Origin of the sequence: Bacillus sp. FSL K6-0923, assembly GCF_038630825.1 — a bacterium.
Classification (GTDB): Bacteria; Bacillota; Bacilli; order Bacillales; family Bacillaceae; genus Bacillus; species Bacillus pumilus.
This window is the reverse complement of record NZ_CP152044.1, coordinates 294,648-310,113: the sequence shown is the minus strand read 5'-3', so window position 1 is coordinate 310,113 and position 15,466 is coordinate 294,648. Positions and strand designations below refer to the sequence as shown.

Annotated in this window: 14 protein-coding genes; 1 reads left to right on the top strand and 13 read right to left on the bottom strand. The window is 42.8% G+C overall.

The genetic code is table 11. The annotated features are described in order from the left end of the window. Window positions 1-142: 142 nt before the first annotated feature. Complete coding sequence (locus MHI16_RS01695; RefSeq protein WP_061406659.1) at window positions 143-1,270, top strand: M20 peptidase aminoacylase family protein; 1,128 nt, start codon at window positions 143-145, stop codon at window positions 1,268-1,270. Between the two features lie 247 nt (window positions 1,271-1,517). Here MHI16_RS01695 and MHI16_RS01690 read toward each other — a convergent pair whose 3' ends face one another. From MHI16_RS01690 to MHI16_RS01630, 13 genes are all read right to left on the bottom strand, one after another. Further along, window positions 1,518-2,240 carry an SDR family oxidoreductase gene (locus MHI16_RS01690; RefSeq protein WP_058015244.1) on the bottom strand — a complete coding sequence of 241 codons (723 nt, stop codon included), beginning with the start codon at window positions 2,238-2,240 and terminating at the stop codon, window positions 1,518-1,520. A gap of 123 nt (window positions 2,241-2,363) precedes the next feature. Further along, window positions 2,364-3,188 (bottom strand): alpha/beta hydrolase, encoded by an 825-nt coding sequence (locus MHI16_RS01685; protein ID WP_061406657.1) that lies wholly within the window; start codon window positions 3,186-3,188, stop codon window positions 2,364-2,366. A 39-nt stretch (window positions 3,189-3,227) separates the two neighbouring features. Next, a complete protein-coding gene (locus MHI16_RS01680) occupies window positions 3,228-4,109 on the bottom strand; it encodes a glycine betaine ABC transporter substrate-binding protein (RefSeq protein WP_058015242.1) in 882 nt (293 codons plus the stop codon). Further along, complete coding sequence (gene opuAB / locus MHI16_RS01675; protein WP_058015301.1) at window positions 4,109-4,954, bottom strand: glycine/proline betaine ABC transporter permease subunit OpuAB; 846 nt, start codon at window positions 4,952-4,954, stop codon at window positions 4,109-4,111. The genes MHI16_RS01680 and opuAB overlap by 1 nt, the downstream gene beginning before the upstream one ends. Before the next feature lie 10 nt (window positions 4,955-4,964). After that, entirely contained in the window at window positions 4,965-6,233 is a 1,269-nt protein-coding gene (gene opuAA / locus MHI16_RS01670) for a glycine/proline betaine ABC transporter ATP-binding protein OpuAA (protein ID WP_058015241.1), read from the bottom strand. A gap of 400 nt (window positions 6,234-6,633) precedes the next feature. Continuing rightward, window positions 6,634-7,728: a toxic anion resistance protein gene (locus MHI16_RS01665; RefSeq protein WP_003217200.1), complete on the bottom strand. Its 1,095-nt coding sequence runs from the start codon at window positions 7,726-7,728 to the stop codon at window positions 6,634-6,636. A gap of 14 nt (window positions 7,729-7,742) precedes the next feature. Beyond that, window positions 7,743-9,359: a YceG family protein gene (locus MHI16_RS01660; protein ID WP_058015240.1), complete on the bottom strand. Its 1,617-nt coding sequence runs from the start codon at window positions 9,357-9,359 to the stop codon at window positions 7,743-7,745. A gap of 70 nt (window positions 9,360-9,429) precedes the next feature. Next, a complete protein-coding gene (locus MHI16_RS01655; protein ID WP_058015239.1) occupies window positions 9,430-10,245 on the bottom strand; it encodes an HAD family hydrolase in 816 nt (271 codons plus the stop codon). Then, window positions 10,242-11,351 (bottom strand): cysteine protease StiP family protein, encoded by a 1,110-nt coding sequence (locus tag MHI16_RS01650; RefSeq protein ID WP_058015238.1) that lies wholly within the window; start codon window positions 11,349-11,351, stop codon window positions 10,242-10,244. The genes MHI16_RS01655 and MHI16_RS01650 overlap by 4 nt, the downstream gene beginning before the upstream one ends. Then, a complete protein-coding gene (locus MHI16_RS01645) occupies window positions 11,344-12,675 on the bottom strand; it encodes a phosphoribosyltransferase family protein (protein WP_058015237.1) in 1,332 nt (443 codons plus the stop codon). The genes MHI16_RS01650 and MHI16_RS01645 overlap by 8 nt, the downstream gene beginning before the upstream one ends. Further along, window positions 12,665-13,855 (bottom strand): HpcH/HpaI aldolase/citrate lyase family protein, encoded by a 1,191-nt coding sequence (locus MHI16_RS01640; RefSeq protein WP_058015236.1) that lies wholly within the window; start codon window positions 13,853-13,855, stop codon window positions 12,665-12,667. Before MHI16_RS01640 ends, MHI16_RS01645 begins: the two co-directional genes overlap by 11 nt. A gap of 94 nt (window positions 13,856-13,949) precedes the next feature. Beyond that, the gene (locus MHI16_RS01635) at window positions 13,950-14,729 is read right to left on the bottom strand and encodes a TerC family protein (RefSeq protein ID WP_058015235.1); all 780 of its coding nucleotides are present in this window, start codon (window positions 14,727-14,729) and stop codon (window positions 13,950-13,952) included. A 140-nt stretch (window positions 14,730-14,869) separates the two neighbouring features. After that, complete coding sequence (locus MHI16_RS01630) at window positions 14,870-15,448, bottom strand: TerD family protein (RefSeq protein WP_034664245.1); 579 nt, start codon at window positions 15,446-15,448, stop codon at window positions 14,870-14,872. Between the last annotated feature and the right edge of the window lie 18 nt (window positions 15,449-15,466).

Sequence of the window (15,466 nt, the reverse complement as noted above, 5' to 3'; positions counted from 1 at the left end):
CCTTTGTCCCGATCGGAATTTCACTTAATTTTCTGAATAATCAAATGATGTGTTATATTATAAACACTGATGATATTTAAGATCAATATTATTTCACTAAAAGAATATTTTGACAGATTTTCTGTCAGCAAGGAGGCTATTCATGACAACTTTGACAAACGACATGCAGCAAACGGTGAAAGACATCTTTGATCACCTGCACGCTCACCCAGAAATCAGCTGGGAAGAAACGAATACGACGGCTTATCTTGAGAACTTATTAAAGAAAATAGGTTGTCAGACTAGAACATTTGACGACTGTACAGGAGTGATCGGTGAAATTGGAGAAGGTTCACCAGTGGTCGCGGTGAGAGCAGACATTGATGCACTTTGGCAGGAAGTAGATGGGGAATTTCAAGCCAATCATTCATGTGGTCACGATGCACACATGACAATGGCTCTCGGCACCTTCATGGCATTAAAAGAAAAGGAGCTCCCAAACGGCACCATCCGCTTCATTTTTCAGCCTGCTGAGGAAAAAGGCGGCGGTGCGCTGAAAATGATTGAAAAAGGTGTGCTAGCAGACGTTGATTACTTATACGGAGTACATGTTCGCCCAATTCAAGAAACATTAAACGGACGCTGCGCACCTGCGATCTTGCATGGATCGAGTAATCATTACATCGGCACAATTATTGGTGAGGAAGCCCACGGTGCACGCCCGCATCTAGGGGTCAACGTCATTGAAGTGGCTTCTACCCTCGTGCAAAGACTCGCACATATCCATGTCGACCCAAGAGTTGCACATTCTGTGAAAATGACCAACCTACATGCTGGCGGAGGCAGTTCAAACATCATCCCTGGCAAAGCTTCTTTTACACTAGATGTCAGAGCACAAACAAATGAAGTGATGGATAAACTAGAAAAAGAAATTGAAAGAGCCGTACATTCTGTAGCGGATGCCTTTGGCGCTTCCATTACCCTTTCAACTGATCATCGTCTGCCTGCCGCTACCTTGAATGAGGAAGCCGTCCAGATGATGTCTCATGCCATTGAAAAGGTTTTAGGTAAAGAGCAGCTTGATCCTCCGCTCGTAACGACAGGCGGAGAGGATTTTCACTTTTATGCAGCAAAGGTTCCGCATATCAAATCCACGATGCTTGGTTTAGGCTGTGATCTAAAGCCCGGTCTACATCATCCATATATGACATTCGACCGCTCTGCTATGTTTACCGGCATTGAGATTTTGACTGAAGCTGTTTATCAGACTCTTCAGCAGCATTCATCATAAAATAAAAAAACCACCCGTTTTTTTAGCGGGTGGTCTCAGATTGTTGACAAAGGGCTAAAATGATCTTTATTTTAGTCCTTTGTCTCCTTTTCAGCGTGATAGAAAACCTTTGAAGTCTAGGAAGGACGAGTACTGGCGCGAAGCGAATTTGACATTCGTGAGCACCAGCACGCAGGACTGACAACGAATGCGAGGGTTTGTCTACACGCTGAAACCACCCGTTTTTTAGCGGGTGGTCTACTTGATATTATGCATTCAAATCTGTCATGGCTGGGACGTTGATTTCTTTTACACAGGATACCCTTGATAAATGAATCACACATCTCGCAAGCTCTACTATATCCTGCACAGGAATTCTTGTTTCATCATATAGAGCGATGGCTTTTTCGGCTCCATCTTCATATGGAACCTCTGCCGCCAATTCTCCTGGATTGATACAGGTGACGGATATTTTATCTTTTCTCACATGCTCTCTTAGTGCATTCACAATTCCGCGCAGGCCGAACTTAGATGCGACAAAAGAAACTTGCGGCAGGTTTGTATGATCGAGTCCCGCAGTTGAGCCAACCACGATAATTTTTCCATTCTCCGATTTCCTGACATGCGGAAGCAGTGCTTGGATGTATGTAATCGTTGAGGTGACATTCACATTGATTAAACGAGCGATATCCTCTGGCTGATCGTGATCAAATGAATAATCATCTTCAAAGCCTCGTTTTTCCCATAAACCGACGTTGTAGATGAGGACATCAATGGTTTTGTTCCCCAATGCTTCGATCATGTGTGGAATATGAGATTGGCTTGATAAATCAATTTTCAGCCAAATTCTATGTACACCGTCATCTAATTTCAAACTGCTAGGTTCACTTCGAGACACAATCCAAACTGTATCTCCGCTTGAAGGAAGACCTTTCACAAAAGCATCCCCTAATCCTTGACTTGCACCGAATATGATATAGTTTTTACTCATAGCTCCTCCTTCTACGTCTCCTGAGCTTTCAGTCAGACAGCAGCTCATCTGTAAGCGTTTTATACCTCTATCATATCGGTTCTAAGATCTGGCTGCCTCTTTTATGCCTGTCTTTACTTTCGGTTACTTGATTTCCTTTAACTCCACTGGTAACGCACGTTCCTCTATAAAGCATTGAACCATATCCATAAACAGTTCCTTCTTTTCAAACGTAAATGTATGTCCGATAGCCGGAACGATGACACCTGCTGCCTGCGGATGTGAATTCGTTATTTTCTTTGCTGACCGTTTCATAATACCTTTTTCCTTTTCTCCCACTGTGACAAGAATTCGTGCCTTCGCTTGTTGAAACGTGTTTGGGAGCTTGTAATGGAGATTTTCTTGAAACATCGTCAGAAGGGTTTTCTTCTGTAAACTTTTCGAATCAGCCACATAGTGATTGAGTACATCGTTTGGAAGCCCCATCTTTTCAGCTTGGAGCTCGATAAACCAATCTTTCTTTAATAATGGATACGTAAGAGGTAAAAGAGGTCTCACCATCAAGTAAAGCCATGGCAGCGGCATCACAAGTGCGCTGTTGATGACGGCTATGTCTACGATGTCAGGCTCTTTTGATAACACCTCAACGGCAACCTGTGCACCTAGAGAGAAGCCAATAAGTATCACTTTACGTCCATGCGTATGCTCCTTGATCCACGAGATGACTTCAAGAGCACTTTCTCGCATGGAATATGACTGTTCATCTGCTCTTGTCCCGTGACCAATGAGATCAGGCGTATAGCATTCATACGCTTCCTTGAATGTTTTTATCTGTTCCTGCCACATCCAGCTGCTTACTCCTCCGCCATGCAGAAAAATCATGATTGGCTTAACCATCATCGACAACTCGTCCACCTTCCTTATATATAAGAAAAAAGCAGCCGCTTCTTGAGCAGACTGCTTTTTCATATGCTCCCTCCTATTATAAGGGAACTTCATCATAATTGGCTATTTTTTCAAATCCTCAATCGAGTTGACGTTCTTCATATATGTCGGAACAACTAGACCCATGCGAAGACCTTTCATACTTGTGCCTAGATCATCATATTTCCCTTTAAACTTCGCTGCATACGTTTTATGCGTATTTGGCAGCCAAGCAGATAACGAGGCATCCGCACTTCCAGTTGCAATTGCTGTCCACATTGGACCTGCTTCCACCTGAGTCAAGGTCACTTTAAATCCGAGCTCACGCAGTACTTCTGCAGCAACATTGGTACTTGCAATCTCACTATCCCACGCAACGTAGGCAAGATTGACTTTTTCACCATTCGACTTTTTCACGCCTTTTGTCCATTTCGCTACTTGGTCTTTATGTTTTTTCACATATTTAACGGCGGCATCCTTTGGATTGATACCATCTTGGATATCCATCATGACTTCGCCCATGTCATCTTGAGACCATTTAAACTGACCAAGCATTTTGGCTGCATCCGGCTGATCCTTTGCAAACCCTTTACGTGAAATCGTATGAATCTCTTCCGCTTCACCGTAAGATTTCTTTGGATCATCTAAATATTTTAAATCATAACGAGAAAACATCCAGTGTGGATTCCAGCCAGTAATGATGATTGGCTTTTTACGGTCGTAAGATTTTTTGAGCGTTGCAGTCATGGCTGCACTTGATGCAGACACAACCGTCCAATCCTCTAAGCCGTAATCCTTTTTCGCTTGATCCGTGAGCGCCATAATCCCTGAACCCGGATCAATGCCGATAATGGTTTTATTCACCTGCTGTGCTGCACTCGCATTTGAATCTGACTTTGCACCACAAGCGGCTAGTAAAAAGACAAGCAGGGCGGTCATCCCAATGTAGAGAGACTTTTTCCACATTAAGCATTCCCCCTGGTTTTTTTCGTTTTAATGTTTTGTGTAATACGGTCAAGTGTAATTGCCACAATAACAATGGCAATACCCGCTTCAAAACCAATTCCTGTTTTTAGCTGCGTTACCGCACTATATACTTCTGAACCAAGTCCTGGTGCACCTACCATTGCCGCGATGACGACCATTGATAGAGCAAGCATGATACTTTGGTTAATACCAGCTAAGATGGTTTTTGTTGCAAGTGGAAGCTGAACTTTGAACAAACGCTGGAATGTCGTTGAACCAAAGGCTTCTGTTGCTTCAATTAAATCAGATGGTACTTGTTTAATACCGAGAATCGTCATACGAATCGTTGGCGGCATGGAGAAAATAACGGATGCCACAACTCCAGGTACAACGCCAATGTTAAAGAAGAAGATTGCTGGTAATAGATAAACGAATGCAGGCATGGTCTGCATTAAATCTAAGATAGGTGTCACAATTTTACGCACAGTTTCCTTCTGTGATGCCCAAATACCGATCGGAACCCCAATCACGATAGAAATGACCACAGCTGTTAAAACGAGCGCAAGTGTTTGAAGCATTGGCTGCCAGTAGCCTAAATAGTCGATCAGCAAAAATCCAATAAGTGTGAAAAGAGCAATTCCTCTTGTACTGATCCACCAAGCTAGCCCTGCAAAAATAAGTGTCAAAATAATAGATGGAACCACGCCAAGTACTGCAACAATTCCATTTACAGTTCCTGCCAATCCATTTGTGATCCCATCAAAGAAACCACCAAAAGTTAATGTTAACCAGTCAACAAATTGATCGATGTAATCCGCGAACGGAATTCTAGGTAAATCACTCATACTAAACATCTTATTCTACCTCCTGTGCAGAAGGCTCTTGTGTTTTAATTTCCTCAAGCTTGTTAGAAGACATGTTGATATACTCATCATTACCTGATAACGCACCAATTAATGCACCTCTGACCACAATACCCTTCATTCTGTTTTTCTCATCGACAACGGCAATTGGAATATTTGCCGCATCAGACACTGCATCAAAGATTTCTGTTAAATACGTAGACTCCAATACAGTTGTAAATTCTTTATCAAGAACAGTTTCGAGCGACGTATTCGTTTCTGCCGCCTTTTTCGCCGCTTGTGCAGAAATAACACCTAATAAATGCTTTTTCTTATCGACTGCATAGATTGACGAAATTCCAAGGTTTTTCATGAGCGTAAGTGCAACACGAGCCCCTTTGTCGATCTGAACTGTTTCTGCACGTTTCATAATATGACCAGCGGTTAATACTTTAGAAAGGTCAACATCTTCAACGAAACGTTCAACATATTCATTCGATGGGTTCATCAAAATTTCTTCTGGTGTTCCGATTTGAACGATATTTCCGTCCTTCATGAGCACAATGCGGTCGCCAATCCGAAGCGCCTCATCTAGATCATGGGTAATGAAAATGATCGTTTTCCCTACAGATGTATGAAGCTCAAGCAATTCATCCTGCATGTCTTTACGAATTAATGGATCGAGTGCGCTAAATGCTTCATCCATTAATAAAATGTCAGGATCATTTGCTAATGCACGTGCCAATCCAACACGCTGCTGCATCCCACCACTTAATTGGTTTGGATATTGCTCTTCAAAGCCTTCAAGTCCAACAAGCTTTAAAGATTCAAGCGCTTTTGAGTGACGCTCTTCTTTGTCTACACCTTGTAATTCAAGACCATACTCTGTGTTCTCAAGAATGGTGCGGTGCGGGAACAATGCGAAGTTTTGGAAGACCATGCTGATCTTTTTACGTCTAACTTCACGCAATTGATCCTTTGACATATTCGTTATCATATCCCCATCAATATATATTTCTCCGGAGGTTGGTTCGATTAACCTATTTAGCAGCCGCACAAGTGTGGACTTTCCGCTCCCTGATAGCCCCATGATGACAAATATCTCGCCGTCATACACATCAAAATTTGCTCGATTGACACCAACTGTTGCGCCGGTCTCTTTTAGGATCTCTCTTTTTGTTTTCCCTTTTTCAAGCATTTGAGATGCTTTTTTAGCATTTTTACCGAAAATTTTAGATACATTATTTATCTTGATTTTGATATTTCTCTCTTCAGAATTCATATTTTCCCTCCAAATTAGCATCTTAATAACCGTAACATAAGCGTTATGATGCGAACAATCTTTAGAATTCGCTTATTTCCGCACAATATGTATGAATTCCATATAAGAGGTCTGGTGATTAGAGTTTATACGCCGTATTACTCGTAAATCCTATAGAATGCTTCATAAACAACATATTTTACGGGGTATTTCCTCTCATCAGACAATATTTTACTTGAAATTCCTAATTGTGCTAAAAAATAACTCAAATCCTCACCATAGCGGACTTTTTCAAACATGGGTGAACCATTCCCCTGAACAGGATTTACCCGAAAATGGTCACATAGAAACCTTTTTCATTCAAATTTTAATTAAAATATTAAAAAACTGCCTGCAACTTTAGTTACAGACAGCTTATTTTTTAGGACTCTAGTGCAGCTCGCTTAATATTATCTTGCAATTCAAGCATACGCTTTGTTCCATCTTCGCGTAATCGTTTGTTTTCTTCTTCGATCTGTTTCGTCTCTTTCATCCCTTGTACAATCGTATTAAAGGAAGATTCGATCGTTTCAATGTCGATACTTGGACGTCCAGACAATTTGGCAATCTCCACACTTTGGCTTGAGATGTTTTCAGCATTTCGTTTCAGCATTTCATTTGTTCTTCTATCCAGTTCACTCATTGAATCAGCCACAAGCTTTTGTCTCTTCGCTGTCACAGCTTGAATGATGCCATTTTTAAAGATCGGAATCGTGATGATGAACGCTGAGTTGATTTTACCGATTAGTTTCGTATTACCACGCTGCAGCAGGCGAATTTGCGGTGCCGTTTGAAGAGCCACCATCCGTGCCATATCAAGGTCATATACACGCTCTTCCAACGCTTGAATGCCGTTACGAAGTGTATCAAGCTCCATTTGTGCTAGCTGGTTTCCACTAGCTGCTTTTTCTTCATAAGAAGGAACCAATTGCTTTAATTCCTCGATTTTCATTTGACCTGCAACGACATACTTTTCAAGCTCCATATAGTATTGAATGTTATGCTCATACATTTCTTCAAGCGTCACAGTCGATTTGGTCATTTCGTCTTTATATTTACTGATTTCTACATTAATTTTTTCAATCTCTGCACCGAGCGTTTGGTATTTACTGAAAATCTTTTCAATCATGCTGCCGCCGCGCTTAAAGATTTTTGACAGTAAACCACCCTTTGGCTCGTCAAAATCATTTTTATCAAAACGATCCATAATTTTTCCAAGCTGTGTCAGCATCGTTCCTGAGTCAGTGACACTAGTTGAGCGCATCATCGAAAGAATACGATCAGAGAACTTAGAGATTTCAACGGCTGGCTGTTTTCCGTATTCAAGCAGCTCCAGTTGATTTTTCGCATCGATCTGTCTTGCAATATTTTGCACTTCTGGTTCATTTCGAAGCTGAACGCGGATATCGTCTGCCTTCTCAATGGAGATTTCCTCTTTATCAATTGAAATGATGTCATTTCCGTTTGTATTTGTCATAAGCTTTGATCTCCTTATCGGTTTTTAATGGATTGAAATAATTTTCTGACGATGGATGGCTCTTTAAACTCCTGGTTCATGACCATCTCATCAAGCCAATGGGTATCAAATAATTGGTCATCTATATACCGCTCGATACACTGGTATCCCGACGGATGATACACGAAGAGATCCACACCCATTTCATTTAGAAAAATGAGGGCAGCCGCATCAGAACGAGTCAGCTCACCATTATATTCCGTATGATATAAAATCACTTTCGGTACGGTTTGTGCATAATCAAAAGTTTGAATGAGTTCAATGAGCTCCTGGCCGATATGCAGTACCTGTTTGAATAAATAAATACGGACATCTGATTCAGTCTCATTGCCTTCTTTTAATAGCTTCGGATGCTGACAGATTCGAGATACCGCCTCTGCTATCGCACGCTGCGTCCCCTCATATAGATGAGAAAACTGCCACACATTGCTTTTCATTAATAATTCAGGATCAATCTCTCCAGCAGACGAAAGGGCATGCTGATAATGAAATTGATAATTCGAAGACACTTCTTTCGTAAAAGGAAAATGGCGAATGGTCTTCGTCTCTTTCCATTCCATTAACGTGTGGATACGATCCCAGTATTCACGCTTGTCTCGTGTGACCCCCATCATTTTCGCAAAGAGATTCGGAATCTGTATCGTATCACGGTCTGCTTGAAAATTAGGGCGGATAAAGGAGCGTTCCTTTGCAATTAAAAACAGCTCATCATACGTTGTCTTCAGCGTAATAGAATGAGGGGTATGATCTCTGAATTGCCACGGCTTATACAGCATTGAATCTTCCGTATGGAGCACCTCTTCAAGCTCTCTAGTCGAGCGGTACGCCACCGTTGATTTCCTCTCAGGCTTTTCAGTAGGGAACGGTTCCAGCTTTGAAGTCCCCGGATACTGATCAATAAAAGTCAGCTTTTCTTCTGGATCTAGTTCGCGGAATGAATCCTCGCCCTCTGGATGAAATAGCACAACATCACAGCCAATCAGCATGACATAGTAAAGAAAATAAAGCTGACTTTTATTCGCCTCTCCATACCAAATGACAGCCGGCATTTTTTCTTCTATATTGACTTCCTTCAGCCATGGACCTAGATGATTATTTGAGAACTTTACTACATCCAGCAAAACCCGGCGAAAATCGGGATGCTGAAATCCCCCTTCATGCAGCTGTTTGAAATGCTCAAACACCTTAATCAATGAAAGGCGGATATGCCGGTTCATCACAGGATTTGGATGGCGTACAATCAGCTGTTCACCATCTAAGAAAGCCACAAAGCGATTCACAGACAATCCTTTTTCTTCTTGGTTAATCAAATGAATGCGTTGAAGCGCTTGAAAATGCTCCGGCTCAATATGACGATTGAGCGTTTCACTTAAAATATGAATGCCATCTGTTTCATATAATTCATGTAAATAAATAAAATAATCGGTTGCATCATGTGGAGTTCCAAGGACCCGGGCGGCGAGACGCGGCAAGGACAATGTATGCTCGTCCTTTACATAACCGTCTCTTTCAGGGAGCGGCTTTTTCAGCACGTTTTTCCAGGCTTCCTGCTCCGCCCGTGTTTGGTTAATATTGATTTCTTTATAACTCACGCCGCTCCTTCCTTTCTCCTATATTTTCTTGAAAGCTACTACTATCATATCATTCACCCTTCTACTTCTGCTATCGAATCGAAGGCTTTTTTGCGGTTGTCATCTGCTTCATGACACAAGCCGTGATTTCATCTGCTGCTGCCATGCCAGATGCTGCTGTCGGCTCAAGCAATGGATCAAAGTCGAGCACTTCTCCATGCCTTGGGGCAAAGCCTATATCTGCCTGTCGAATGAGTCCTGCATCTAAGAGGGAATCACCCGCACCATATACATATTCAAGCGCCAGACGTTCCTTTAGAAAAGCAACAGCATCCCACTTATTGAGCGGTGCCGGAATAAAATAAAGCTTTCGCCCTTGTAGAGACACCTGCCAGCCTCTCTCCTCGCCCCACTGCTTCAATTCAGCAAGTGGAATGCGAGACAGATACTCATCCTTCATAATCAAATAAAGAAATCTTCCCTCGGCTGTCCGGGTACGCTTCACCCATGCCGCAACTGGCAGTTCGGAGATGGCTCTTAGCATCTCTCTGACTGACATACACGCTTTGAGCCTCTCATCAACAATGACCTGCCAATCCTCAAGCGGCTTGCCGTGATGAAGGATACAGCCCCCATTTGTCGTGACGGCATACTCCGGTTTGATCTCTTGCTGAAAGAAGGTGATCCGTTCATACTGAGCGGTCGTTCTTGTCGTCACTGGAATGAACCAGCCCAATTGATGAATCGTCTGTAAGGACTTCTTCGTTTCAACCGACATATAGGAAAGCGGACGTTCATCTAGCATCTCAACTAATTCATAATCTCCTTCATACTCATATTGATCCAGCACTCGATGTGAGTAAATCAGTGTCCTGTCTAAATCACTGGCAAACGCACTTGTCTTCATGACATCTGCTCCAGCGGACGAATGAGTCCACAGCACGTATAGGACATATTTTCATATTCAATGACAGGAACGCCTCTGTCCTCTGCCAGAAGCAAAATATGCTTTAGCTTCTCCTGAGATCCAGGCTGTATCAAGATTTTCCAAGGGATTCTTCTCAGCAGCACACGGGTCGTCTCACCAACACCGGGCTTAATCAAATGGGTGTTTTCAATTTGAAACTCCTGACCGATCGCTTCAATGGACGCCATCCCCCGCCAATCCGCAGGCATTCCTTGCGTGAGGATGGTCTCTGCTTTCTCTTCTATATTTGGTTCGAGGCTAGAAAAGGCTTCTTCAATTGTATCCACATACAGATTGGACACATCCTCATCAAGCAGCTCTTCATAATATTTTGCCCCATGGAAATCATCGGCATTGATCCAGCGGTTGTTTAGTACCGTCCGACTAACAAGTCCAGATACAGTCGAATTCAGGCAAGCACTAGGAATGAGAAAGTCCTCTCTCGTTCCGTAGACATGTGTACAATAGCCAGGATCAGCGAGTACAGCCAGTTCACTAGAAAGACGAATCCCGTACTTTCTTTCAAAATCAAGCACCGCTTTTTGGAGCTCTCTCGAAATCGCACCTTTTCCGGTCCATCCATCAATAAAGGCAATCTCATAGCCCGGATGTTCCTTGAGCATATAATGCAGCGCATTCTCATCTATTCCTCGATCACGAATGATAGAAATGCTGTAATGAGGCAGTTCAAGACCATATGTCTTTCGAATATATCGTTTGATGAGCACCCCAATCGGCGTTCCCGCTCTAGCCAAACTGCAAAGCACCGTTTGGAAGCCTCGCTTTTTCACAATCTGTTCGGCTACTACAGCTACTGCTTCTGCTACCTTTTCCTTACTTTCTTTCAGAGATTCATAGAATAAATCCATATAAGATTCCGTTGGTTTATATTCAATCGGCAGCATTTCTGAATAATGCGCACCACTCTGAATGGAACGCTCCCGCTCCTCTGTACTTTTCTCCATCTCAATGGATGATAAATCTTTGAGTAAGAAGGTTACATCCTGCTCTGGATAGCTTCCCATTTTTGTATACACATTAGCCATTCACCTTCACCTCGTCTGATAAAGTCACAATATGCACATGCTTCACAAGCCGCTCAGCAAATAAATGAACAAGCGGAAGCAATGCCTCCTGAGAGACCTTTTTCTCAAAGAAGAGAAATACATCATCATATTGACCTTTTGGTATGTTGTACACGTAGTGCTGAATTCGTGCATCCTCTGGACTTACAAAGGTGAACCCATTTTGAACAGCGTAACCATCCTTTTCAACGGGATGAATTGGGCTTCTCGTCGTTGAATGAAAGAGAACGCCCTCTCCCATATATGCAGCCAGTCTCATCGGTACATACATCAGCTCACCTGTTCCTAAACAAAGTGTCTGCTTTCCTTTGCGTTCCTTCTTCAGTTTCAGTCCAGCCTCTGCAGCTGCTTGGTCGATGGCTGCTGTATCTGCTGCGTTTAAACCAAAACGACCCGTTTCATGTATATATGGCGAATGACCAGCCGAATTGGTTGCATGAGAACGTGCATACGGCACTTGCTGAAAGAAAGATTGAAGAGAGTGAAAAGAGAGATTTGGCAGATCCTTTTGCTCAGCAATCTCATACGAATAAGCTGGTTCATCCAGCGTTTTGCCCCGAAAGACCAATTGCCCTTTTAATAAAGACAATGAAGTGATGTGAATACCAAGTTCCTTTTCAAGCTCACACATGGCTTTCTCGTGCTCCTCTGTCCGCCAGTCTAAAATAGACAGAATCGTGTAAGAATGCCGCGGGTGCTTTGCATGAAGATCCCGAATGATATTGATATTCGTACGGCCTGTCGTGACTTCATCATCAACTAGCACGATGGGACGGTCTGTGCGAAGTAATGCTTCGTCTGCATAACAAAGCTGATCCGTTGCATGCGAATGCTCTTCTTCAAATACCAATGAAGGATCAAGATCCAGCAGCTGTTCACGTGTTGTATGAATGTAAGATGCACCTTCTAATACGTCATACACACCGTGCCCAAGAGCTGTGGCTGTTTCTGCAAAGCCGATCACGATCGGCTGTTTTCCTACTGAGAGCTTCTCTTTTTTGAGCGCTTCATAGGCTTTAGTTAATACCGTGTGGTCATCTGTCTTGAGTGCTTCTGCCAAAAGGTCTTGATGTGGAGACGTCTTGCCTGTTTGCTCTTTGGCATACGCCATGGCTAAAAGGCCCGAGACAAGGAGCGGTTTTACTGGATGAACAGGAATGTGCTTACCAAGCACCTTACTAACGAATAAAAAGGCTCTTTTTTTGTTCACCCTTGCAGCCATGTCAAAAAGATGCTCTTTTTCTAGCTGGAGCGCACCTTCTTTGAGATCAAGCTCAACTTCCATATGTTCCAAGATGCTCAGCGTATGCGGCTTCTGCTTCTGTGAGTATGTCGATATAGCTTCTATTTTCATGAAACACCCCGTAAATATCTGACTTCATTAAAATGTGCTCTGCCCACCTGTAATGGGGCTTCGTTTCATTCATTTTATTAGAGAAGGTACTCTTCATTACGCCAACTGTGCCGTCTGCATGTTCAAGAATGCTTAATGCATCCATATACTCTTCCTTCGTTACAACATACATGCTTTGAACCGGTTTGAGATGTGTTGGATGAATGACCGTCTTTCCATGAATGCCGTTAGCCACATCGAGTTTTGTCTCCTTGAGTAAACCTTGTACGTCATCAAATTCAGATGAAGACGATTCACCACTCTTATGAGAAAGTGCCCGTATGAATGGCTTTTGTTCCTTTCGTGTAGGGCCAAAATGCTCCCACACAGCACCTGATACCACAAAGGAACGGCCAAAATAATTGATGATATCTGTGATCAAATCAGCAATCAAATTGATCTCATAAATGGTCGTGTCACGATCACGGCGAATCCCGTACAAACCGCAAAGATCCGTTGCCCCAATGCGAATATTCAAAATATATTCCTCGTCATTCAGCAAGATCTGCTTTAATTCTGACAACACCGTATATCTCGTTTCTTTTTCTAGTAAATCGGGTGTTTCCAAAATGGGCAGCCCATAAAGTGCTGTCTGCGTTTGGGACGATGCCTGTTTCAGACTGTCCAAATAATCCTTCGCATTATGGACCGAGCACTTCGGGAACACAAAACCGGTAAGTAATTGAAGAGAGGAACCGAGCAAGTCTGCCATTTTAAGCAGCTGTTTCGGTGAACGAACGCGAATAAATATAAGAGGCAAATGTGCAGCCGTTTCAGGAGCTTGCGTGACTTTCTCTTTGAGACTGGTCAGTTGTGCCACTAGATTCTGTTCAGCCATGTCCACTTCTTGATCACCGATGGCATCCTCCAAGCAAAATACAACAGAGCAAAGCGCTTCATATTTCTGCGACAGCAGCATATCTGCTATATCTTGTCGTGTCGCAGGCATATACAAAGTAGCACCTAATGCATGCGCAAGTACATGCCTCGGTGTCTGTGAATGCATCGCCCCCGGCCGCTTGAAAAAAAGATCTTGCTGCCTCGCCTCTGATAAAAATCGAAAATACCGCATGCTGTGCCACCTCCTGTTGTTTAGAGAAAATCAATAACCTGATAATTCAAAAAAGGATGGAGCCTGTAGTCAACTCCATTCCTTTTTGATCATCCTATTCTTCTTTTGAAGCCGCAGCTTCGTTTGTCACATCTTGATGTTTCTTCTTATTGATTTTGTGAACAATAAACGTCCCGATAAACGCTAGAATAATAATCGCAAAGAATGCAAGATGCGGAATTTCAATATGTGCAGCACTTAAGCCCATTTTGATGGCAATAATCCCGATGAGAATAAACGCGGTATTCTCAAGCTCTGGAATACGGTCAATAAGGACAAGGAATAACTGTGCCACTGTACGCATCATGAGAATACCAAGCATTCCGCCTAAAAGCAGAATCCATACTTCCTCAGATACTGCGAATGCCGCAAGAATACTGTCTACCGAGAAGGCAAGGTCCATAATTTCCACAGAAATAACGGTTGCCCAGAACACGCCAAATACACGAATCATCCAGCCTTCTTTTTTCAATTCCTTCGCTTCGTCATCGCCGTCACCTAACCAGAAGTGCTTAATGACAAGCCATGCTAAGTAAGCAGCTCCAAGGATTTTCACCCAAGCAAACTTAATAAGCAGCATCCCTACGCCAATGAATAGAAAACGGAAGAAATAAGCGCCAATTAATCCGTAGGTTAATGCCTTTTTACGCTGCTTTTCTGGTAAGTGTTTCACCATGACAGCTAATACAAGTGCGTTATCTGCTGATAACAATCCTTCAAGCACAACAAGGGTCCCAATGAGTCCCCAAGAGACAGGGTTTGTTAATACCTCTGCCCACATATGCCAATCAAAAAACGAGGCATAGGTGTCCAACATATGTTTCAAAATGTCCAACTGGTTTTCCTCCTATAAGTGTAGAAGCATCAGCAGGCTTTCGCCTGCTGTTATTCTTGATCGCTGTTTCTTTCTCACTTTGGAAAAGGTCCTCATATGAGTCATTGGCAGCGCCTCTTGAATCGATTGATTTCTCTCGTTTATACTTCTAACCCATAATTTTGACAAAGAGCTGCAAGTCCGCCAGAGAATCCGCTTCCGATGGCGTTAAACTTCCAATCGCTTCCGTGGCGGTATAGTTCACATACCACAACAGCTGTTTCAATTGAGAAGTCTTCCCCTAAATCAAAGCGAATCAATTCTTCCCCGCCCTCTTCATTTACAACACGAACAAACGCATTTGAGACTTGTCCAAAATTCTGGCTGCGCGTCTCTGCATCATGAATCGTCACTGTAATTCCGATACGATCAATGTTAGCAGGAATTTTCGAGAAATCAACGAGAATTTGCTCGTCATCTCCATCTCCTTCACCCGTACGGTTATCACCTGTATGAGTGACACTGCCGCTTGGATGCTGAAGGTTATTATAGAACACAAAGTCTGTATCTTGCTGACAACGATTGTTTGCATCCACTAAGAAAGCCGAAGCGTCCAAATCAAATTCGGCTCCACCAGAATATTTATTCGTATCCCAGCCAAGTCCGATCATCACCTTTGTCAGCCCTGGATTGGTTTTCGTTAAATCGACACGTTGTCCTTTTGAAAGCTGAATTGCCATATTCGTATCTCTCCTGTC